Genomic DNA, 21745 nt, shown 5'->3' with positions numbered 1-21745 from the left:
CTGCCCAAGGAGCACTGTATGAAATACCGTCAATTAGGCCAGGGCCTGCAAGTGTCCGCACTGGGTCTGGGTTGCATGAGCATGAGCTCAGCCTATGGCCCGGCCGCCGACCCGGCCGCCATGATCAAACTGATTCGTCGCGCGCACGATCTGGGCGTAAGCCATTTCGACACGGCCGAAGCCTATGGGCCATTCGCCAACGAAACCCTGCTGGGCGAGGCATTACAGCCGATTCGCGATCAGGTGGTGCTGGCGACCAAGTTCGGCTTTGATATTGATCTGGCCACCGGCGAACGCCGAAGCGCGGGTACCAATAGCCGCCCTGAGCATATTCGCGCTGTATGCGAAGCCGCGCTCAAGCGCTTGCGCACCGACCGTATCGATCTGTTTTATCAACATCGGGTAGACCCGGCCGTCCCGATCGAAGATGTGGCAGGCGCGGTGCACGAGCTGATCGCCGCGGGCAAGGTCAAACATTTCGGTTTGTCAGAAGCCAGTGTCCAAACCATCCGCCGTGCGCATGCGGTGCTGCCAGTGACGGCGGTGCAAAGCGAATACTCGCTGTTCTGGCGCGGCCCGGAGACCGAACTGCTGGGGGTTCTGCAAGAACTGGGCATCGGCTTTGTGCCGTTCAGCCCCTTGGGCGCTGGTTTTTTGACCGGAAAAATCGACGAGAACACGCAGTTTGATGCGACGGATTTTCGCAACAAGGTGCCACGCTTTGCGCCCGAAGCACGCAAAGCCAATCTGGCGCTCGTGGAGGTCATCAAGGCGGTTGCTGCGAGCAAGAATGCGACCCCCGCACAGGTGGCGCTGGCTTGGTTGTTGGCGCAACGGCCGTGGATTGCGCCCATCCCGGGCACCACCAGACTGCAACGGCTGGAAGAGAATCTGGGTGCGGTCACGCTGGAACTCACGCCCGATGAACTGGCGAGTATTGAGGTCGGCATTTCCGCGATTGAAGTCCAGGGCGCGCGCCTGCCCGAAGCCGTTTTGAAAATGACCAATCTGTAAACGCGCGGCCCGCTTGCCAATAACGCGGGCGGCCGCCACCGCAATCCCCGTTCGATCATGCTTGCCGCAAGGCGCCGATCACCAGCGCCACCGCACGTGAAGCCGGGCGGCGACTGGTGTAGTACAGATGATGGCCGCTATAGGTGGGAAACCAGTCTGGCAGCACCCATGCCAGCCGTCCTGCGTCCACATGGGGCTGCACCAGTTCTTGCGGCAGCCATGCCAGACCCAGCCCTTCCAGCGCGGCATCGAGCATCTGGTAGCTGGAGTTCAAAATCAGTTGTCCCGCCACGCGCACTTGCAGTTCACGCGTGCCGTTACGCAACTCCCACGGCATCAGCGATTCATGCGTGGGCAGGCGCAGATTGATGCAGTTGTGTCGGGTCAGGTCTTGCGGCGTAACCGGCGCAGGATGCTGCGCCAGGTAGCTGGGCGCGCCGACGATGGCCATGGTCAGATCGGGACCAATCCGCGCGGCGATCATGTCTTTTTCGACCTGGTCACCCAGGCGCACGCCGATGTCGTAACGCTGCTCGACGATATTGGTCAGGCCGTAATCGTTGATCAGCTCCACACACAGATCGGGATATTGCCGCAGCAAGGGGCGCAGGCGTGGCCAGACATAGGCGTTGGCGGCGTAGTCGGTGGCGGTAATGCGCACCGTGCCGCTGGGCTGATCGCGTAATTCGCTCAGGGTTTCGAGTTCAACATCGATTTCTTCAAACCGCGGCGCAATCGCAGCAAAAACGCGGCGCCCCGCTTCGGTCAGTGCCACGCTGCGGGTGGTGCGTGTTAACAAGGCCAAACCCATCCGCGCTTCCAGGCCCTTGATGGTGCGGCTCAAGGCCGATTGCGACATGCCCAGTTGTGCCGCCGCGCGGGTGAAATTGCGTTCGCGCGCCACGGTCATAAACGCCAGCAAGTCGTTGAGGTTTTCGCGAATCATTGATTAATGCTCCATTGCATAAGTGCATCCCGATTTCATCATCTTATCGCGCGCGCAGCGGCAGGATACAGTGTCGTTCATGCAGCGAGCGCTTGCCGGATTGTTCCAGAAAGCGTTCACATCGACTCACCTCAGCAAGGAAAATACCGCTATGGAACTCAAACGCGTCGGCTCACAGCCCTCGATCAAAGGCCCGGCAGACTGGTTTACCGGCACCGTCCGCATCGACCCGCTCAACAACCCACCCGCCCCGGCGCGGGCTTCGGTTGCGGCGGTGACGTTTGAACCAGGCGCCCGCTCGGCCTGGCATACCCATCCGCTGGGCCAGACTTTGCTGGTCACCGCCGGTTGCGGCTGGACCCAATGTGAAGGCGAACCCATCGTGGAAATCCGCGCGGGCGACGTCATCTGGTGCCCGCCCGGCCACAAGCATTGGCACGGCGCGTCGGCCACCACGGCAATGACGCATCTGGCGATTACCGAGGCGCTGGATGGCGTGGCGGTGGTATGGCTGGAGAAAGTGACCGACGAGGAATACAACGTGGGGCCCAGCGGCGACGGCCACAGCCACAGCCACGCTTGATGGCCGCCTGGTGTGCCCTCTGACGGGCACGCAGCAAAAAGCCCCTCCTGCTTATGGCACGAGGGGCTTGCTACTGGCTGGCTTGTGGCTGGCTTATGCAGCTGCCAGCGACGCCATATCGATTACGAAGCGATAGCGCACATCGGCACGCTCCATGCGCTCAAAGGCCTCGTTGATCTGGTCCATGCGGATCATTTCGCATTCCGGCAGGATGTTTTTCTCGGCGCAAAAATCCAGCATTTCCTGGGTTTGCGCGATGCCACCGATGGGCGAGCCCGCCACGCGGCGACGGCCCAGCAACAAAGGCACGGTGCTGCTTTCTTCCATCGGCCCGACCTGGCCGACGATAACCAGCGTGGCATCCACATCCAGCAGCGGCGTGTACAGATCAAGATTATGTTTGACCGGCACCGTGTCGATGATCAGATCAAAACTGCTGCCGGCGCGCGCCATCGCGTCGGCGTCTGATGACACCAGCAAACGCGCCGCACCCAGCTTGAGCGCATCGGCTTCTTTATCGGCCGTGCGGCTCAGCACGGTGACATCGGCCCCCATCCCCACCGCCAGCTTGACCGCCATATGGCCCAGACCGCCCAGGCCAATAACGCCGACGCGGCTACCGCCTTTGACGCCCCAGGTTTTGAGCGGCGAATACGTGGTGATGCCGGCGCACAACAGCGGCGCCGCTTTGGCAATATCCAGACCCGCCGGCATGCGCAAACAAAATTCCTCACGCACCACCAGATGTCTGGAATAGCCCCCTTGCGTGTTCTCGCCGCTGATGCGATCGCGCCCGGCGTAGGTGCCGGTATTGCCCTCGCGACACAATTGTTCTTCGCCTTTTTTGCACTGGTCGCATTCCATGCAGCTATCGACCATGCATCCCACTGCCACATGGTCACCCACCTTGTAACGCGTGACCGCCGTGCCCACCCCGATCACGCGACCGACAATTTCATGGCCGGGCACGATGGGGTAATAGCTCCAGCCCCAGTCATTGCGCGCGGTGTGCAGATCGGAATGGCAGACGCCGCAGTACAGGATTTCCATCGAGACATCGTTGGCGCGTAATTCGCGCCGCTGAAAAACATAGGGCTTGAGTGGCGTATCAGGGGTATAGGCTGCGTAACCTTGGGTTTGCATGACAGAACTCCGGCAGTTGAAACAGAAATAAGGCGATGGCTGCAGCCATCATAGAACGCCACGCCGCGCGTGCCGGGCTGCTTGCTGCAATCCAACAAGGCAGCAAGCGCCCCGCCGCCGCCGCGACGCGGCCAGCACAAGGTTATTGCGCGCTGCTCGTCTGCGTTTTGGCGAGGGCGTCACGCATGCGTTGCGCGGCGGCGGTCTGGCCGCGCTGCTCCAGGCTGTGGGCCACCTGGCGCACCTGATCGGCGCTCACGCCTACCTGCAAGGTGATGCGCACATGCGATTGCAATTGCGATTCACCCCCCGTCAACGCCGCCAGCGCGCCGATGGTGACCAGCTCGCGGCTGGGCCAGTCCAGGTTGTCGCGCGCAAAAATATCACCGAACAGATGCGCTTTAAGAAACTGGTCGATGGCGGGGGCAAACTCGAATAAAGGGCCTTTGACCGGCTGACCCACCAGTTGGGTCTGGTTGGCGGTGCCCGCTGCCAACGCCTGGTCGCCGCTCGGCACCGGGCCAGGCTCACGCCCCGGCGTGTCATGTATGCCGCGTTGCTTGCGCGCTTCCAGCACTTTCATCAACTCGCCCAGCCCGTTCAGGCTGCGCGGAAACCCGGTATAGGCGTACATCTGCACCAGAATCTCTTTGGTCTGACTGATGCTCAGGCCCGCATCCAGGCCCTGCTCCAGCGCGTTATGCAGCGCAGGCATATCGCCAATAGCGGTAAACGCAGCGATGGGCGCGATGGCCAGTTGTGGGGCGGACAAGGTGAGTGGTGTCGTCATGCGGCTTTGATCTCCAGAATTCGGTGGGGCGGCGCGGCCGGGCGGTGCGCCCACGGCCAATACCAGCGCCAGGGCAAGCGCAGCGCCGCGCTGGTGTAAAGGCGTTGCTTGCATCGCTGATTTCCTTGCAGGGGCAGGAAGCGCTGGCGCGACCAGACAAAGACTGGAGCGGACCAGCTGCGCCATTCTTGCTGGTTTAGCGCGCGACGATAAGCCGCATAAACGGCACGCCCTTATGCGCCGGATTCATCAATCCGCTGCATCCGCCGGATAGCGCAAGGTGTCGAGCACCACGCTGAGCGCCGGCGAGGCCTGATGCCGGTTGGGGTAATACAGATGCAAGCCCGGAAACGTGGTGCACCAGTCCGGCAACACGCTGAGCAGTTGGCCCCGCTGCAGCGCTGCACGCACCAGCGGCTCCGGCACATAAGCCAGCCCGCAGCCTGCCAGCGCGGCCTCAACCGCCATGCTGATCTGATTGAACACCCAGGGCCCCTCCACCCGCACTTGCAGCGTGCGCTCACCTTGCCGCAGATCCCAGGCATACAAGCCGCCGTGCGCGGCAAAGCGCAGATTGATGCACTGATGCCGGGTCAAGTCCGCGGGTGTTTGCGGGGTGCCGTGCGCGGCCAGATACTCCGGCGTGGCCACCATGCAAACCGGGATATCCGGCGAGATGCGTAGCGCGGCCATGTCTTTGGCAACCTGGTCGCCAAAGCGCACGCCGGCATCAAACCGCGCGGCCACGATGTCGATCAGCCCGGTTTCGATGCTGATCTCGAGTTTGATCTCGGGATAGCGCCGCTGCAGCCCGACCAGGCGGGGCCAGAGTATCCATTGCGCAGCAAAGTCCGAGGTCGTGATGCGCACCGTGCCCGCCGGTTTGTCGCGGAGTTCGCCCAGCGCGGCCAGTTCTCGGGCTATCGTGTCAAAGCGAGGGGTGACGCTCTGTATCAGGCGCTCGCCTGCTTCAGTGGGCGCCACGCTGCGGGTGGTGCGGGTGAGCAGGCGCAAGCCCAGGCGTGTTTCCAGCGCGCGGATGGCGTGGCTCAGGGCCGATTGCGAAACGCCCAGTTGCGCCGCAGCGCGGGTAAAACTGCGTTCACGCGCCACCACCAGCAAGGCGTGGATGTCTCTCAGGTTTTCATTCGACACGTTAGTGTTTTCCTGGCTACACGCTGTAACGCAGCGCGTCGATCAGCAAGCTCATCGCGCGCGAAGGCTGACGACGATTCGGGTAATACAGATGAAAGCCATCCCAGGTCGGGCACCAGTCGCGCAACAGCGGCAACAGCAGGCCGGACTCGATATCGGGCCGCACCATGTCTTCGGGCAAATAGGCAAGGCCAAACCCGGCGCGGGCCGCGTCGAGGATGTCGTAGGCATTGTTGAAGACCAGAGGGCCATCGACCCGCGCACTCAAGGCCTTACCCGCCTTGATAAATTCCCATTCATACAAGCCGCCATAAGTGGAAGTGCGCAAATTGATGCATGCATGCGCTGGCAGGTCCTGCGGTGTGCGGGGCAGACTGCGCCCGGCCAGATAGTGGCGCGCCCCCACCACCACATTGCGGATGTCTGGCCCGATGCGCACCGAAATCATGTCTTGCGCCAGCTCCTGGCCAAAGCGCACCCCGGCATCGTAGCCCTGCGCCACGATATCAACGCTGGCGTATTCATTGATCAGCTCGACCTTGATATCCGGATAGCGCGGCAAAAAGTTGGCCAGGCGGGGCCACAGCGTGCTGCGGATGGCGTAATCGATGGCCGTAATCCGCACCGTTCCCATGGGCTGATCGCGTAATTCGCCGAGGGCCAGCAGGTCAGCTTCGATGCCGTCAAATTCGGGCGCCAGCCGATCAATCAGCCGCTGGCCCGCCTCGGTGGGCGCCACATGACGCGTGCTGCGCGTCAATAGCTGCACGCCCAGCCGCGCTTCCAGCGCGCGCACGGTATGGCTCAAGGCGGGCTGGGTGACCCCTAGCCGCGCCGCCGCACGGGTAAAGCTACCTGCGCGGACTACCGCAAAAAACGCCGGCAAGTCAGCAAAGTGATCGCGCGCCATTGATGAATTCCTTTGATAAGTGCTTGCCCATTTTAGCGTCTAGTAAGGGTAACGCGGCGCGCATAAAGTGCAAGCCCGTCCCTTGCCGCTGGAGCGCCCATGCCCGCAACCTTTGATCCTTCTCCAGCGTCGCCGGCACTGGCCACGCTGATTGCGCCGGTGATGGCGATCATTTTTGCCGGATTCTTGATCATCGGCCTGGCGCTGCCGGTACTGCCGCGCTATGTGCACGGCGCGCTGGGCTTTGGTTCAGTCGCGGTGGGATGGGTGACGGGCGCCCAGTTCACCGCTTCGCTGCTGCTGCGTTTGCCCGCGGGCCGTTATGCCGATCGCCACGGCGGCAAGCGCGCAATCCAGCTCGGTCTGCTCTGGGCGCTGGCGGGCGGTTGTCTCTATCTCAGCGCATGGGCCAGCCCCGCCCACCCGCTGGCGCTGGCGCTGTTGCTGGCCGGACGCGGCGTGATGGGCGGCGCCGAAAGTCTGATGATTACCGGCGGGATGAGTCTGGGCCTGGCCCTGGTTAGCCCGCGTGCGAGCGGGCGCGTCATTGCCTGGGTGGGCACCGCCACCTTTGTGGCTTTTGCCCTGGGCGCACCGCTCGGGTCATGGCTGTTTGATCGCTACGGTTTTGGCTGTATTGCACTGCTTTCGCTGCTGCTGCCGCTGCTGGCCTTGCTCGCAAGCCGGCGCTTGTCTGCACCCGTGGTCGCCGTGAGCGCGCCGCAAATCGGCATGCGCAAGGTGATCGCCGCAGTCTGGCTGCCCGGCCTGGGCGCTGCGTTCAACGGCGTCGGGTTCTCGGCGCTGCTGGCTTTCTCGGTATTGCTGTTTGGCCAGCGTGGCTGGTCCAGCATCGGCTGGCTGCCGCTGTCCGCCTTTGCCTGCGCCCTGATCGCTGCCCGCTTGCTGGGCGGCCGATTGATTGATCGCCTCGGCGGCGTGCCGGTGGGACTGTGCTTCAGCGTGGTCACTGCGCTGGGGCAATGGCTACTCGGCGCTGCGCCGGATGCCGCCCTGGCCGTGGCCGGCGCGGCGCTTACTGGCGTGGGCTGGGCCATGGTCTACCCGGCATTCGGTGCCGAGGCCGTGCGCCGTGCTGGCCCGCGCAGCAAAGGTCTGGTGATGGCGGCGTATTCGGCCTTCCCCGACCTCGCAATCGGCGCGGCCAGCCCCACGCTTGGCCTGGCCGCTAGTCACGGCATTTACGCCAGCGTTTATCTGTACAGCGGCCTGGCTGCATTGTGCGCCCTGCCGTTGGCGCTGCTGCCCGCCCACCGCGGCCGCACGGCCATCTCGACCAACCCACAGGATTTATAAAAATGGACAAAAACAGCAACGCCCTGGTCTGGAAGCTCACCTTTGGTGTATTCGGCATCCTGACCACAGAACTCGGCATGGTCGGCATCTTGCCGCTGGTGGCCAAAGTGTTTCAGGTGACGGTGGCGCAAGCGGGCTGGTCCGTGAGCATTTTTGCCCTCGGCGTCGCCGTGGCCGGGCTGTTCATGCCTGCCGTGTTTGCCGGCATGAATCGCAAGCACGCCATGTTGCTGGTACAAGCGATTTTTGTGCTCGGCAATCTGGTTGCAATGTCGACCACTAATTTTTCAGTTTTGCTGGCCAGCCGCTTGATTCCGGCGCTGTTCCACCCGGTGTATTGCGCAACGGCCTTTATGCTGGCGGCCGAAGCGGCGGGGCCACGCGCCGCGCCCAAGGCCGTCGCAAAAGTGATGATGGGCGTTTCGGCAGGCATGGTGTTTGGCGTGCCGGTCACCAGCTATATCGCCAATCTGGCGTCATTCCAGAGCGCGATGTTGTTCCTCGCCGCCATCAATGCCATCGCCTTGCTGACCACGCTACTGAGCATGCCGTCACTGCCGGTCAGCCAGCGCACGTCTTATGGCGCGCAAGTGGGCGTGCTCAAGCGCGGCATTACATGGATCTCGCTGGCCACCGTGGCCTTGATTGCAGCGTCAATGGCCAGCGTCTACAGCTATGTGGCGGATTATCTGCAAGGCGTGACCCAGGTAAGCCCCGGCATGCTGAGCGCGATGTTGCTGCTGTTCGGCATCGCCAGCATTTACGGCAACCCGTTTGCGGGCAAAGTACTGAGCAAATACGCCAGCCGCCCGGTATTGCTGTTCCCGTTCGCCCTCGGCGCGATTTACCTGGCGCTGTTCCTGCTGGGTGCGCATGCCTTGCCGGTATGGGGCTTGCTCTGCGTGTGGGGGGTGATTTACGGCGCGGGCAACAACTTCCAGCAATACTGGATCAGCTCCGCCCTGCCGGACGCACCCGATCTGGCAAATGGGCTGTTCTTGTCGCTTGGTAATGTCGGCATTGTGCTGGGCACCAGTGTTGGAGGGGCGCTGATTGCGGGCGTGGGCATCGAAGCCATCGTGGCGGGCGGCCTTGGCTTGCTGCTGCTGACCTTGCTGTCGGTACTGGTACGGTTACGCTGGTTTCGCCAGGCGGCTTGATGACGGGTATACAGCGGGTTAAAGCCCGCTCAGCGCCTCGCAAGCACCTGCCGCACGGGCCTGACGGCGCTGGCGGGTGGCCTGGATGGCGCCGCCGGACCAGGCAACCGTGCGCAGCCTCAAGCTTTAGCCCCGACCACGTCCGCTCGATCCAGCCCCACCAGCCCCAGCAACAGCGCCATCGGCAAAAGCAGCCCGATAAAACCGAACCCCATCCAGGCATACGCCCCGCTTATCGCTCCGGCGGCAAATGCCACCACGGGCCAGAAAAAATGCTTGATCCGCTTGCGGACTTCGGGCGACGCCGCGCAGCGGACCACATCCACCACGTCGATGACCAGTTGCGTCACGTTCCCGGTCATGACCGTGGTCGGGGCCACGCTGGGTAACAGGATGCGCGATACCGCGTTCTGCACCGCCATTGCCGCCGCCCCGAGCGCGCCGCAGGCCAGCGACAAGGGCGCGTCCAGCTCCATGCCGCGCGCGGCAATGCCCAGGCCCATAAACGCGGCCAGCAACACCACCTGCAGCACCCGCGTGAACGTCAAGGCATGCGCCGCAGGTACCGCCAGCAACAGCAGCCGGGTGAGCGCCACCATCAGCACAAACGCGGCGAATGCCACCAGCTTTAACAGCACCCCGTGCCCGAAATGCGCCAGCGTGGCGCCGATCAGCACAAAGTTGCCGGTCACATGGGCGGTAAACAAGCCACTTAGCGCGATAAAGCCCAGCGTATCGACATAGCCAGCTACAAAGCCGTAGCTCACTCCCAGGGTGATTTCCCGATCCGGCAAGGTCATGCAGTTTTCCTGTGTGATGCGGTAGCTTGCGCCAGCCGCGCATCCAGCGAATATGCGCCCGGCCCGGCCACGACGATGGTGGCGTAGATGATCAGCAGCAACCAGGCAAACTGGCCGTCGGCGATGCTCCAGTCGGCGTGCACAAACAGCAAGGCCACCCCCAACACCACCAGCACCGGCAGCGCCGCCAGCCGGGTCAGCAGGCCCAGCGCGATGCCTATCGGGCACAGCACTTCGGCCAGCACGGCAAACCAGAGCGAGAACGGCGCGCCCAGGCCGAACGGGTCTTCGATATGTTGCAGTTCGCTGTGGTAGTGGATGACCTTGGGCCAGCCATGCACATAAAACAGCAGTGCGCTTCCGGTCAGGCGCAAGAACAGCAGTCCGACATCCAGGCTGACTGGTGAGCTGATCAATACCCGCTTCAGATTATTCATAGGTGCACCATCCCCGCCAGCACAAAACCCAGCGTCATCGCCACCACCAACGATGCGCCTATGGGCGACGGCGGCGCAGGTGAAGGGATATCCAGCGCACGGCACAAGGCACCGACGGCAAAGGACAACACGATGCCGATGATCAACATGGTCATGGGCGCGCCTCCCGCGTCAGATCGTGGCCAGCACAATTTTTCTTTTGCTCGGCCGGCTGGTGCGCCAGGTATTTATCCACCAGCCAGTAGCCCAGGCTCATCACAAACACCAACAGCGCGCCGGTCAAAACGGGTGGCGACGGCACCGGGATGCGCGCCAGCTGGCAACCTACGCCCACGATAAACGACAGCAACAGGCCGCCGGGTACTTTGAATTTATCCATTGCTGCTTTCCTTAAAACGCAAAGCACGAACAACCAAACGCGCCCCAGAAGCCACTGAAATCGCGCACCGGCACGCTGGATTTGCGCGCCACGTCATGGCTATGGCTGTGGACCTGGCATGGGCCGCTGCATTGATGGGCGCTGGCAGCCGTGGTGGGCTGCGCTGCGGCGCGATAGTGGCCCGGCACCTTGCGCACCGGCGACCAATCCGGCATGACCGGCAACGCCGGCGGGCCCAAGGCCTGAAAGCGCTCGGCGGCGTACACAATCTTGCCGTCCACCACGGTCAGCACCGCTTCGATGGTCTTGATGGCGTCTTCCGGCACCGTGAAATAGTCGGCCGATAACACGGCAAAGTCGGCAAACTGGCCCACTTTGATCTGGCCTTTTTTGCCTTGCTCGCTGGAGAACCACGCGCTGCCTGCGGTCCACAGCGCCAGCGCGTCCTCACGCGTCAGCCGGTTGGCGTCGTCATACAACTTGAGCCCGCCGACGGTGCGGCCACTGGTCAACCAGTACAACGCGGTCCAGGGGTTGTAACTGGCCACGCGTGTGGCGTCTGTGCCCGCCCCCACCGGCACGCCGATGGCGCGCATTTGCTGCACCGGCGGAGTAAGACTGGCCGCCTCAGCGCCGTAGCGTTCGGCAAAATATTCGCCCTGAAACGCCATGCGATGCTGGATGGCTATGCCGCCGCCCAAGGCTTTGATGCGCTCGATATTGCGCGGCGTAACCGTCTCGGCGTGATCGAAAAACCAATGCAGCCCATCGAACGGAATCTCGCGATTGACCTTCTCGAACACATCCAGCATGCGGCTGATTGATTCGTCATAAGTCGCATGCAGCCGGAATGGCCAGCGCTGGCTGACCAGATGGCGCACCACTTGCTCCAGCTCGGCCTCCATGCCCGCGGCCAGTTCCGGCCGCGGCTCCAGAAAATCCTCAAAATCTGCAGCCGAGAACACCAGCATTTCGCCTGCGCCATTCAGGCGCAAAAAGTCGTCACCGCTGCCGATTTTTGCGCGATCGGTCCAGGTTTTGAAGTCATCCAGTTCTTGCCCTTTACGCTGGGTAAACAGGTTGTAGGCAATGCGGATGGTGAGTTGCTGCTCCCGCGCCAGTTGCTCGACGACGGCGTAATCGTCTGGATAATTCTGAAAGCCGCCACCGGCATCGATGGCGCTGGTCAAGCCAAGGCGGTTGAGCTCGCGCATGAACTGGCGCGTCGAATTAACCTGATACTCCAGCGGCAGCTTGGGGCCTTTGGCCAGCGTGGCGTACAGGATCATGGCGTTGGGACGGGCGATCAGCATGCCGGTGGGGTTGCCCGCCGCATCGCGCACAATCTCGCCACCGGGGGGATTGGGCGTGTTTTTGTCGTAGCCCACCACGCGCAGCGCGGCGCGGTTGAGCAAAGCGCGGTCGTACAGATGCAGGATGAATACCGGCGTGTCGGGCGCGGCCGCGTTGATCTCATCCAGCGTGGGCATGCGGCGCTCGGCAAACTGGAACTCGCTCCAGCCGCCCACCACACGCACCCATTGCGGCGCTGGCGTGACGCGCGCTTGTTGCTGCAGCAAGCGCAGCGCATCGGCTAACGAGGGCACGCCTTCCCAGCGCAATTCCAGGTTGTAGTTAAGCCCGCCGCGGATCAGGTGCAGATGCGAGTCATTCAGGCCCGGAATCACAGTCTGACCGTGCAGATCAATCACTTGCGTGCGCTCGTCGCGCAGGCGCAGCACGGCTTCGGCGTCGCCGACTGCCACAAAGCGGCCACCGTCGATGGCGACTGCGCTGGCCGTAGGCTGGCTGGGGTCGACCGTGTGAAAACGGCCGTTCAAAAATATCAGTTGCGCTGGCATGGCGAGGCCTGCTCCTTGCAGGCAACGCGCCCACGACCATGGCGCGGGCAACGTTGCAGAGAAAAACGGATGACCGGGTCGTGCGCAAACGCTTAGTGGCCTTCGGATGCGCCAAACATGGTCTTGGCATAGATGATGCCCAGACCATAGGCACCGGCGTGTGCCATGGCGGTGGCAACCGTCTCGTTATAGGAGTCGGTACGCGCCCAGTCACGTTGCAGTTCCAGCAGGTATTGCACCGAGGTCATCGGCTGCGCGCCCGCCTGGATCATGCGTTGCATGGCGCGTTCGTGTGCTTCGTCGCTCACGTCGCCGCAGGCATCGGCAATCACATACACCTCAAAGCCTTGCTCGATGGCGGACAGCATCGGGCCAACAATACACACGCCCGTCCACAACCCTGCCAGCACAATCTTGCTTTTACCGGCCGCATTGACGCGCACCGAAATGCGCTCGTCTTCCCAGGTGTTCATGCTGGTGCGGTCGATGACGACTTCATCCGGAAACACGCTTTTGATTTCGCTGAAAATCGGGCCGGAAAACGTCTTTTCCGCCACGGTAGTCAGGATCACCGGCACCTTGAATTCTTTGGCGGCCTTGGCCACCAGTGCGGCGTTATTGCGCAGGGTGACGGCATCAATCGACTTGGTGGCAAAGGCCATCTGCGATTGATGATCGATCATGATCAGCGTGTGGTTGGTTGGGCTCAGCAGTTTGGGGCCGGCAACGGCCTGGGCTTTGGGCATGGACATGGTGCGCTCCGTGGGGACGATGTATTGGTTTGCCGGACGCCGCAGGGCAGCGTCATGGGGTGAGGCAAACGATACGCAAGCCTGCAGCGCCGCGAATCGCCGTTGTGACCATGCGGCACCTTACCCGGATGGGGGAGCGGCTTCCCTGCCCGCACGCACCGATACGCCCCACGCGGGCCTGGCCAGCAAATACATCCCTCCATCGGGTGACTGTCTGCTTGCGGCGTCCGCGTTATGCTTGCGCCTACCCCCGTCCGGAGCTCCCGTCATGACTTTGCGGCAAAGCGATCGCCCGATCAGCGTACTGGCGGTCGACGACCACCCTTTAATTCTCGAAGGCATAGCCGCGGTATTTGAAGGCATGGACGAGATGACGCTGGTTGGCGCCTGCGACGGCATGGATGCGCTGGCACTGTATCGGCAACACGCGCCGGATGTGACCTTGATGGATTTGCAGATGCCCGGCGTAAGTGGCCTGCAGGCGATCGACGCCATCCGCCAGTACGATCCGCACGCGCGCATCGTGGTGCTGACCACGTACAAGGGCGACGTGCATGCGTTGCGCGCCATCAAGGCGGGCGCGGTGGGTTATGTGCTGAAAAGCATGATGCGCACCGATTTGCTGGAAACCATCCGCACCGTGCATCGCGGCCAGCGGCGCATTCCGGCCGAGGTGGCGCTGGAGCTGGCGGAGTATATGTCCGAAGGCACGCTCACCCCGCGTGAGACTGAAGTACTGCAACTGGCGGCGGCCGGCAAATCCAACAAGCGCATCGGGGTTGGGCTGGATATCTCGGAAGACACCGTCAAAGTGCATATGAAAAACATCCTTGCCAAACTGCATGCCGCCGACCGCACCCACGCGGTCACCATCGCGGTGCGGCGCGGCATTCTGCAATTCTGATTTTCAACTGCAACGCACCCGGGCCAGCGCTACCACAAGAACTTGAGTTCGGCACTGGCGTAATTGCTGTCGTGCCCCCCCAGCGCACGCAGCGTGCCACCAATCTGGTAATGCACCAGTTCAACGGCGCCGCTTAGATTGGGGTTAAAGCGCGTGTCCAGCCGCAGCTGATCGTACACGCCAGTCCAGCTGCTGCCCGCCCCGGCACTGCCCGCCACCGCCACATTGGGCTGCGTGTAAATGGCATCGGCCGTGCTTTGCCGCCACAACCCCGCCAGCGCCAGTTGCAGCGTGGTGGCCGCAGCCACGCTCAGCGTCAGCGACGGTTTGAGCTGATACAGATTGGCGTAACCGGTGTAGCCCGCCAGCGCAAAGTAATTGCCATTGGGGAACAGCGGATTGAAGGTGCCAACCGTGCCATCACTGGCGTGGTGATCACCAGACGCGGCATCCAGCTGCAAGCCCAGTCGCGGTTTGAGCGGCACCGCGCTCCAGCTATAACCACCACGTGCCCCCACCGCCCACGCCCGGATGCGGGTATTGCCCACCCAGCCCGTCTGGCCCATTGCTTCCAGATCCCAATCGATGGCCGCTTGTTTGCCGGCAAACCGCGCATCAAAGACATGCCGGGTTTCGTCACCTTTGGCATCGCCGTAGCGCGCGTTATCACGGGCATAACGCGAGTAGTAGGCCGATAGCTCATTACCGCCGAGCACATGCCGTTCCACGCGCAGCGTATCAAAGCGGAAGTGTCGGTTCGAGGTGTCATCAAACGGGGCATCGGCGGCGTATTGCACCGGCTGGCTGATAAAGCCCAGCACGCGCCAGTCGCTGGTTTCCCAATCCAGCCATGCCGCGTCGAATGATTGCCGCACATTGGGGCCATCGCGCGACGAGACAAAACGCTGCAAATCGAAGGCAAAATCCTGGCGGCCGACGCGGGCTTTGAGTGTGCTGCCATCAGGCAAGGGCGTGCTGTAGGCGACAAAAGCCAGGCGTAAATCGAGCGGGTCTTTATCGGCGCCGCCCAGATTCTGTTTGCCATAAGCGCGGTCATCCTCCACTTGCACAAAGGCCTGCCAATGCGGGCCGAAGCGCGCATCGGCGTGGAATTGCGCACGCTGCAACAACCAGCTGTCGCTATGGCTATTGCCGATGCCGAAGTTGGCGGCGTCGTTATATTCAAAGCGCTCCCGTAGCGTTAGCCCCAGCGTTAACCAGGCGCTGTCATCGGCGGCCAGCGGCAGATATTTCAACCGGTCCAACGGTTCGCTGCGCATGGCTGGATCGCTGAGCGCGGACCAGTTTTCCATCCAGCGATTGCTGTTTAGTGCGGGCCGCGTTGCCACGTCCTCTGACCACGCTGCAGCGCTCAGTAGCATGGTCAGCGCTGCCACCGTCGCGCTCGACTTCATTGTGCTTCCTGATGGATTTCTGCGATGTAGCCACCGGGGAACTGCACCATGGCGGCGGTGCGACCCTGCACCACAAAAGGCGCCACCAGCAGCTGCGCCCCGGCCGCTTGCGCTTGGCTCAGCGTGTCGCGCAGCGCAGGCACGGCGTAGCCGGTGGTTTCGCGGCCATACGGCCAGGGCAGATGGCCATCGGTGACCAGCACGGTCATGCGGCCAAAGCTGGAACTGATACGTACGCGTCGATAATCGCCGCTGCTGCGTCCAATTTCGCTGGCCGGGGCGTGCGCGTTGTCTTGCGTGATATTGCCGTGCGCAAACTTGAGGAAGTCGGCGATGAATTCATCAGCCTTGTCCGGCGACACATAGACACGGTTCTCCGGCACCAATGCAAACGGCGAGTAATGCGGCACCGTGGTGTGCCAGTACAACTGCATATTGACGCCGCCCGGCCACTGAATGACCACATCGCGCCCGATCGGATCATCAAACGGCGCCACCACCACGGCCGCACCGGCGGCTTGCGCGGCTTTGACCGCGGCATCGAGATCAGTGACCAGGTAGCCTGTGCGTTCTGTGCCAAAGCCATACGGAATCGGCGTCTTGAAGCCGAATAAAGACACGGTGCCATACGGCGTTTGCAGTAACTGGGTGGTGGTGCTGCTGGCAGTAGGCGTCACCGTGGCCACGCCTTGCGGGGTGCTCTTGCCGCCAAAGGTGGCGATAAAGCTGGCGGCAAACGCGTTGACGTCGGCCACCGGCACGTAGACATGGCTGGTGTCATATTGCGCCCCGACCGCAACGCCTGCGGGGGCCTCAGCGGCATAGGCAACATCAAGCAAAGCGGCAGACAGCAGCGCGACCAGCAAGCTGGACGGACAAAACGCTAAGGAACGGAGCATGGCAGGCTTCCAGGTACGGGAAAGCCTAGACGATAGTCGGATGGCCGAGTTTGCAAATCATGGATACGGCCCGGCTGCCACTCACCCGAACGGGGAGTTGCGTTTACTCCGGCTGGCAGCTGATGGTGGCCATGCGCTTGACGATCCAGTCATGGTCGGCCTTGAGCCAGGCATCCGCGCGGAGGCGGGCTTTGTCTTCATTGCGTTTTTTGTCTTCGCGCAATAAACGGCATTCCGGCGTAATGCTGTCGGCCACCGGCTGGGCGGACGCCAGTTGCACCGCGCTGGCCGTTTCGCCGTTCAAACGCGGCGGCGCGGTCACGGCTTTGACAAAATGCGCGCCGCTTACCTCACAGGGATCACTTTGATACACGGTGCGCCCACGTGCATCTTTGCATTTGTTGACGCTATCGGCGTGGGCCGCGCCCTCGCAACATAAAGCGCCCACTGCCAACACAAAACTGAACAACCGAACCATAGCCACTCCGAGTAATGGCGCGAGCATACCTTGGGCCTGGTGACATATGTATATGGCATAGGTGCGAAAACGGCAGAAGTCGAGCCAGATGTGGCGCTCGTCGCAACGAGCGCCACTGGCTTGCTGCTCAGTCTTACGCAGACGCCCCGGTGCTGGCTGCTTTATCCAGCGCCGGTTTCAGTACAAACAGCGCCAGCGCGGTGACGACCGTACCGGCCACCAGCGCCACGATATACATGCCCAGATGGCTGATCGCATCGGGAATCGGCAACACAAAAACACCGCCGTGCGGCACTTTGAGCCCCGCCCCGGCCGCCAGCGAAATCGCTCCCGCCACCGCCGAACCCAACACGCATGCCGGGAGCACCCGCATCGGATCACGCGCGGCAAACGGAATCGCGCCCTCGGTGATAAAAGCCAGACCCAGCACCGCAGCCGCCTTGGCAGCGTCGCGGTCTTCGGCCGTAAAGCGGTTTTTGAACAGCCAGCACGCCAGCGCAATGCCTAGCGGCGGCGTCATGCCTGCTGCCATCACCGCCGCCATCGGCGTATAAACGCCACTCACCACCAGGCCGGTGCTGAAGGCATACGCCGCCTTGTTGACCGGCCCGCCCATATCGATGGCCATCATCGCGCCCAGTATTGCGCCCAACAGCAAGGCACTGCTGCCTTGCAGACCTTTAAGCCAGGTTTCCAGCGCTTTGAGTACCAGCGCAACCGGCTCACCCACCACGTACAACATCAGCAGGCCCACCACCAAGGTGGAGAGCAGCGGCAGGATCAGTACCGGCTTGAGCCCGGCCAGGTTGCGCGGCAAACGAATGCGCTGATTGAGCCAGCGCGTGGCATAACCCGCGATAAACCCGGCGACGATACCCCCCAGAAAACCCGCGCCCAAGGTACTGGCCAACATGCCACCCACCAGGCCAGGGGTAAGACCCGGTCTATCCGCGATCGACCACGCGATATACGCGGCCAACACCGGCACCATCAAGGCAAACGCACCTTTGGCGCCGATCTGGAACAGCGCCCATGCCAGCGTGCCTTTGTGCGTGTCGTCAAACGCATAGATACCGCCGAGCGCAAACGCCAGCGCAATCAGTAAACCGCCTGCCACCACCAGCGGCAGCATGTACGACACGCCCGTCATCAGATGCTTGTACGGGCCATTACCATTACCCGCCTTGCCGGTCTCAGCAGGCTCGCTGGCCGCTTCGGCGCTATTTTCGTTGCGCCAGACCCGGGCATCCGCCAGCGCTTGCGTGATCAAAGCTGCGCCGTCGCTGATCGCCACTTTGGTGCCACAGCGATATAGCGGTTTGCCGACGAAGCGCGCCAGATCGACCTGGGCGTCGGCGGCAATCAGCACCAGATCGGCGGCGGCAATCTGCGCCGCGTTCAGGCTGTTTTGCGTGCCGACCGAACCCTGGGTTTCCACATGAATCTGGTCGCCGCGTTGTCGGGCAGCTTGCTCTAATGCTTCCGCCGCCATAAAGGTATGCGCGATCCCGGTCGGGCATGAGGTGATTGCGACGATGCGCAAGGCTTGCGCGGCCGGTGTGGCCGCGGGCAGCGGCGGCGTGGTGTCGACCTGAGTGGCGGCCACGCAGTGTTCCAGCGTGGCCGGGTCCAGCGGCAACTCGCGCGGCGTGCTCAGGCGCGCTGCCGCATAGCCCATGGCCAGACACAGGGCCGCATCGGGGGCGTAAGCCGCCATTTGCGCGGCGACGAAACCCGCCACCATGGCATCGCCCGCTCCCACTGTGCTGCCCGTGGCCGCCGCGGCCGGGCTGGCCCACCAATGCCCGTCTGCCGTCACCAGCAAAGCGCCTTCTGCGCCCAGCGAGACCAGAACTTGCGCGATGCCGCTACGTTGCAAGGCCTCTGCTTGTTCCAGCACCAATTCAGGCGTGGGCAAGGCTTTGCCGCACCAGGCCTCCAACTCATGCCGATTGGGTTTGACCAGATCAGGCAAACCGCCTTCCCCCGCAGCCAGACTGGCTTGCAGCGCGGCGCCGCTGGTATCCAGCGCCACCTTGACCGCATGCTGCCGCAGCATTGCGGTCAGATAACGATAAAACGCCGGCGGTACGCCCGCGGGCAAACTGCCCGACAACACCACCCAACTGGCGCTGGCTGCGTGCAGATCAATGCGCTGCTCCAGCACTTCTTGCTCGCTGGGGCTAACGCTAAAGCCTTGCAGATTGATATCGGTGGTTTGCTGCGCATCGACCAGTTTGATATTGGTGCGCGTGGTGCCAGCCACTTCGACCAGGGTGTGGTGTATGCCGCGTTGTTCCAGCCACGGCACAAATTGCGCCAGATTGGCTTTGCCAAACAAGCCAGTCAGCGTCACGGTGTGGCCGGTGGCGGCCAGGCAGGCGGCGACATTGACGCCCTTGCCGCCCGGCTGCAGCTGGCTGTTTTGCGCTTGCTGCACCGCCCCGGGCTCCAGCGCGGCCAGACTGACCGTCTGATCCAGCGCCGGATTGCAACTCACCACCAGCACGCTGGCCCTGGCGCTATGCGGACTGCCTTCGATGCCGCGCAACGCACTGGCCTCCTGCACCAGGCTGGCGACGGCTTGCGCGGCATCGGCCCCTTTGGCACTGAAGGTCAACAGCGCGCCCGGCTCCAGCCCCAATTGCAGCAGCGCCAGCATGCTCTTGGCATTGGCGCGCTGGCCCGCGTGGCAGACTTCCACCTCGGACTCGAATTTCTTTGCCGTGGTCGCCCAGATCGTAGCGGGCCGCGCGTGCAAGCCGGTGGCGTAATCCATGATGAAACTGGCGCGCACGCTGCCGTCGCCGTGGGTTTGCGGGTCGCGCGGGGCGGCGGCAGCGCTCGGCTGTGCCAACAAGGCATCAATGATTTCTTGCGCGTTTTGCGTGGTGCTCAGCCGCTCGATCAGCGCCGCATCGCCCAAGACCCGCGTCAGCTGGCGCAAAACGCCAATATGCTCGTCACCCCGTGCCGCAATGCCGATGATAAGGCGGGCGCGCTCGCCGCTGGCGGTCCAGACCACGCCGGCGGGCACTTGCAGAATGGCGATACCGGTCTTTAGAACGAGGTCGCGCTCGGCCGGTGTGCCATGAGGAATGGCTACCCCAAGACCGAGCCAGGTATTGGCTTGTTGCTCGCGGCTGAGCATGCTGGCGGCGTAGTCGGCTTGGACATTGCCCGCGCGGTGTAACAATGCGGCCAGCATCTCGATCGCCTGTTCTTTGTGGCCAGGCGAGGCGGCCAGCTGGATGGATTCGGGACTTAAAGCTAGGGACATGGTGGGGCTCCGGTCAAAAACGTCCCCATTTGGGTGGCAGCGTCAGCCGGGGTCAATAGGCCGTCAGCCCCTTTTCAGCTCGCCTTGATCCAGATCGAATCCGGCCGAAATTCGGCTTAAATAAAACCCTCACGCCGTGCGGGCACGCTCGTATAGTGACCGACGTCTTTTCTTGAGTTTGCGGAGTCCTGCAATGCCTAAAAATGCCTTGTACGCCCAGTCCGGCGGCGTCACTGCCGTTATCAACGCCTCTGCCTGGGGGGTGATCAGCACCGCACAACAGCATCCCGACCGCATCGGCACGGTATTGCTGGCCCGCAATGGCATTCTTGGCGCGCTGCACGAAACGCTAATCGACGCGGCCAGCCTCAGCCCGACGCAATTGGCCGCATTGCCCAACACCCCGGCCGGCGCGTTTGGCTCTTGCCGCCACAAGCTGACCCAGGCGCAAGAGTTTGATCGGCTGGTGGCGTTGTTTGCTGCGCATGACATTGGCTACTTCTTTTATAACGGCGGGGGCGATTCTGCCGACACCTGCCTCAAGGTGGCCGAACTGGCGCGGCAGCGCGGGCTGGATCTGGTGGCCGTGCACGTGCCCAAGACGCTGGACAATGATTTGCCGCATACCGATTGCTCACCCGGCTTTGGCTCGGCCGCACGTTATATCGCCACCTCCGTGCGTGAGGCGGGGCTCGATGTGGCCTCAATGGCGAGCACCTCGACGCGGGTATTTGTGATGGAAGTGATGGGCCGCAATGCCGGTTGGCTAACGGCCGCAGCGGGGCTAGCGGCGGCCGATGCCAATACGCCGCCGCACCTGTTGCTGGTGCCGGAGCGCGTCTTTGATGCCGGGCATTTTCTGGATGAGGTACAAAAGACCGTGGCCCGGATAGGCTACTGCGTGGTGGTGGCCTCCGAAGGCTTGCGTGATGCCGACGGCAAGTTGCTGGCACAAAGCGGACGCACCGACGCGTTTGGCCATGCACAGCTGGGCGGTGTCGCGCCCCTGCTGGCGGGCATGGTTACGGACAAGCTGCAGCTCAAAGCACATTGGGCGGTGCCGGATTATCTGCAACGCGCCGGTCGCCATCTGGCGTCCGGTACCGATTTGCAGCAAGCCATCGCCGTGGGCCAGGCGGCGGTGCAGTTTGCGCTGCAAGGCAAGGCGTCGGTGATGGCCGCGATTGTGCGCGAGCAGGATGAACCGTATCGCTGGCATATCGACGCGGTGCCGCTCAATCAGGTGGCCAACCAGGAAAAGAAAATGCCGCGCGAGTTTCTCGACGCCAGCGGCTACCGCTTGACCGACGCAGCACGCGCCTACTTTGCACCGCTGATCCAGGGCGAGGCCCCCATCCCCTACATCGACGGTCTGCCCGCCCTGCCCGACCACCGCTACACCGACATTGCACAACGCCTGCCCAGCTACGAGCGTTTTACCGACCCCCATTGATCAATCCGGATCGATATCCGCGTTGCGCGCATAGGGTGGGTCTAACCCCACCCCATGCGCAGCCAGTT

The 21745-nt window shown here is 62.8% G+C and carries 21 protein-coding genes; 6 read left to right on the top strand and 15 right to left on the bottom strand.

The genetic code is table 11. The features are described 5' to 3' along the window. The first annotated feature begins 18 nt into the window (after positions 1-18). Entirely contained in the window at positions 19-1014 is a 996-nt protein-coding gene (locus ACYQ1A_RS02050) for an aldo/keto reductase (RefSeq protein WP_499359787.1), read from the top strand. A 55-nt stretch (positions 1015-1069) separates the two neighbouring features. Here the strand turns inward: ACYQ1A_RS02050 and ACYQ1A_RS02045 are convergent, their stop codons facing one another. Continuing rightward, the gene (locus ACYQ1A_RS02045; RefSeq protein WP_499359785.1) at positions 1070-1960 is read right to left on the bottom strand and encodes a LysR family transcriptional regulator; all 891 of its coding nucleotides are present in this window, start codon (positions 1958-1960) and stop codon (positions 1070-1072) included. Positions 1961-2111: 151 nt separating this feature from the next. Between ACYQ1A_RS02045 and ACYQ1A_RS02040 the strand changes: the two genes are divergently transcribed. Then, entirely contained in the window at positions 2112-2543 is a 432-nt protein-coding gene (locus tag ACYQ1A_RS02040; protein ID WP_499359783.1) for a (R)-mandelonitrile lyase, read from the top strand. Between the two features lie 93 nt (positions 2544-2636). Here the strand turns inward: ACYQ1A_RS02040 and ACYQ1A_RS02035 are convergent, their stop codons facing one another. From ACYQ1A_RS02035 to ACYQ1A_RS02020, 4 genes are all read right to left on the bottom strand, one after another. After that, on the bottom strand, positions 2637-3686 hold the full coding sequence (locus ACYQ1A_RS02035; protein WP_499359782.1) for an NAD(P)-dependent alcohol dehydrogenase: 1050 nt from the start codon (positions 3684-3686) through the stop codon (positions 2637-2639). A 142-nt stretch (positions 3687-3828) separates the two neighbouring features. Further along, positions 3829-4476 carry a carboxymuconolactone decarboxylase family protein gene (locus ACYQ1A_RS02030; protein WP_499359780.1) on the bottom strand — a complete coding sequence of 216 codons (648 nt, stop codon included), beginning with the start codon at positions 4474-4476 and terminating at the stop codon, positions 3829-3831. Between the two features lie 249 nt (positions 4477-4725). Further along, positions 4726-5631 (bottom strand): LysR family transcriptional regulator, encoded by a 906-nt coding sequence (locus tag ACYQ1A_RS02025; protein WP_499359778.1) that lies wholly within the window; start codon positions 5629-5631, stop codon positions 4726-4728. A gap of 16 nt (positions 5632-5647) precedes the next feature. Further along, positions 5648-6541 carry a LysR family transcriptional regulator gene (locus ACYQ1A_RS02020; protein ID WP_499359776.1) on the bottom strand — a complete coding sequence of 298 codons (894 nt, stop codon included), beginning with the start codon at positions 6539-6541 and terminating at the stop codon, positions 5648-5650. A 99-nt stretch (positions 6542-6640) separates the two neighbouring features. Here ACYQ1A_RS02020 and ACYQ1A_RS02015 point away from each other — a divergent pair, with 99 nt between their 5' ends. Continuing rightward, positions 6641-7858: an MFS transporter gene (locus ACYQ1A_RS02015; protein ID WP_499359774.1), complete on the top strand. Its 1218-nt coding sequence runs from the start codon at positions 6641-6643 to the stop codon at positions 7856-7858. A gap of 2 nt (positions 7859-7860) precedes the next feature. Further along, positions 7861-9018 carry an MFS transporter gene (locus ACYQ1A_RS02010; protein WP_499359771.1) on the top strand — a complete coding sequence of 386 codons (1158 nt, stop codon included), beginning with the start codon at positions 7861-7863 and terminating at the stop codon, positions 9016-9018. A 119-nt stretch (positions 9019-9137) separates the two neighbouring features. On the opposite strand, the gene ACYQ1A_RS02005 is transcribed toward ACYQ1A_RS02010, so the two are convergent. The 6 genes from ACYQ1A_RS02005 to ACYQ1A_RS01980 form a co-directional block, all read right to left on the bottom strand. Further along, positions 9138-9818, bottom strand: a complete 681-nt coding sequence (locus tag ACYQ1A_RS02005; protein ID WP_499359770.1) for a YoaK family protein — start codon at positions 9816-9818, stop codon at positions 9138-9140. After that, positions 9815-10255 carry a DoxX family protein gene (locus ACYQ1A_RS02000; protein WP_062224403.1) on the bottom strand — a complete coding sequence of 147 codons (441 nt, stop codon included), beginning with the start codon at positions 10253-10255 and terminating at the stop codon, positions 9815-9817. The genes ACYQ1A_RS02005 and ACYQ1A_RS02000 overlap by 4 nt, the downstream gene beginning before the upstream one ends. Further along, on the bottom strand, positions 10252-10410 hold the full coding sequence (locus ACYQ1A_RS01995) for a XapX domain-containing protein (RefSeq protein WP_499359768.1): 159 nt from the start codon (positions 10408-10410) through the stop codon (positions 10252-10254). The genes ACYQ1A_RS02000 and ACYQ1A_RS01995 overlap by 4 nt, the downstream gene beginning before the upstream one ends. After that, on the bottom strand, positions 10407-10634 hold the full coding sequence (locus ACYQ1A_RS01990; RefSeq protein ID WP_499359766.1) for a DUF1427 family protein: 228 nt from the start codon (positions 10632-10634) through the stop codon (positions 10407-10409). The genes ACYQ1A_RS01995 and ACYQ1A_RS01990 overlap by 4 nt, the downstream gene beginning before the upstream one ends. Before the next feature lie 11 nt (positions 10635-10645). Beyond that, positions 10646-12496 (bottom strand): amidohydrolase, encoded by a 1851-nt coding sequence (locus ACYQ1A_RS01985; RefSeq protein ID WP_499359764.1) that lies wholly within the window; start codon positions 12494-12496, stop codon positions 10646-10648. 92 nt (positions 12497-12588) lie between these two features. Then, positions 12589-13248 carry a hydrolase gene (locus ACYQ1A_RS01980; RefSeq protein ID WP_499359763.1) on the bottom strand — a complete coding sequence of 220 codons (660 nt, stop codon included), beginning with the start codon at positions 13246-13248 and terminating at the stop codon, positions 12589-12591. 268 nt (positions 13249-13516) lie between these two features. Between ACYQ1A_RS01980 and ACYQ1A_RS01975 the strand changes: the two genes are divergently transcribed. Next, the gene (locus ACYQ1A_RS01975) at positions 13517-14152 is read left to right on the top strand and encodes a response regulator (protein ID WP_499359761.1); all 636 of its coding nucleotides are present in this window, start codon (positions 13517-13519) and stop codon (positions 14150-14152) included. A 29-nt stretch (positions 14153-14181) separates the two neighbouring features. Here the strand turns inward: ACYQ1A_RS01975 and ACYQ1A_RS01970 are convergent, their stop codons facing one another. The 4 genes from ACYQ1A_RS01970 to pfkB form a co-directional block, all read right to left on the bottom strand. Further along, positions 14182-15567 carry an alginate export family protein gene (locus ACYQ1A_RS01970; RefSeq protein WP_062224405.1) on the bottom strand — a complete coding sequence of 462 codons (1386 nt, stop codon included), beginning with the start codon at positions 15565-15567 and terminating at the stop codon, positions 14182-14184. Beyond that, positions 15564-16466, bottom strand: coding sequence for a hypothetical protein (locus ACYQ1A_RS01965; RefSeq protein ID WP_499359759.1), 903 nt, complete (start codon positions 16464-16466; stop codon positions 15564-15566). Before ACYQ1A_RS01965 ends, ACYQ1A_RS01970 begins: the two co-directional genes overlap by 4 nt. A gap of 103 nt (positions 16467-16569) precedes the next feature. Further along, entirely contained in the window at positions 16570-16944 is a 375-nt protein-coding gene (locus ACYQ1A_RS01960; RefSeq protein WP_499359757.1) for a DUF4124 domain-containing protein, read from the bottom strand. 133 nt (positions 16945-17077) lie between these two features. Further along, positions 17078-20224 carry a 1-phosphofructokinase gene (gene pfkB / locus ACYQ1A_RS01955; RefSeq protein ID WP_499359755.1) on the bottom strand — a complete coding sequence of 1049 codons (3147 nt, stop codon included), beginning with the start codon at positions 20222-20224 and terminating at the stop codon, positions 17078-17080. A 193-nt stretch (positions 20225-20417) separates the two neighbouring features. On the opposite strand from pfkB, the gene ACYQ1A_RS01950 reads away from it, so the two are divergent. Beyond that, positions 20418-21677, top strand: coding sequence for a 6-phosphofructokinase (locus tag ACYQ1A_RS01950; protein WP_499359753.1), 1260 nt, complete (start codon positions 20418-20420; stop codon positions 21675-21677). The last annotated feature ends 68 nt before the right edge of the window (positions 21678-21745 follow it).

The sequence above is a fragment of the Silvimonas sp. JCM 19000 genome (genome assembly GCF_054652575.1).
The sequence above is the reverse complement of the archived record's forward strand: the minus strand, read 5'-3'. Positions and strand labels throughout refer to the sequence as shown.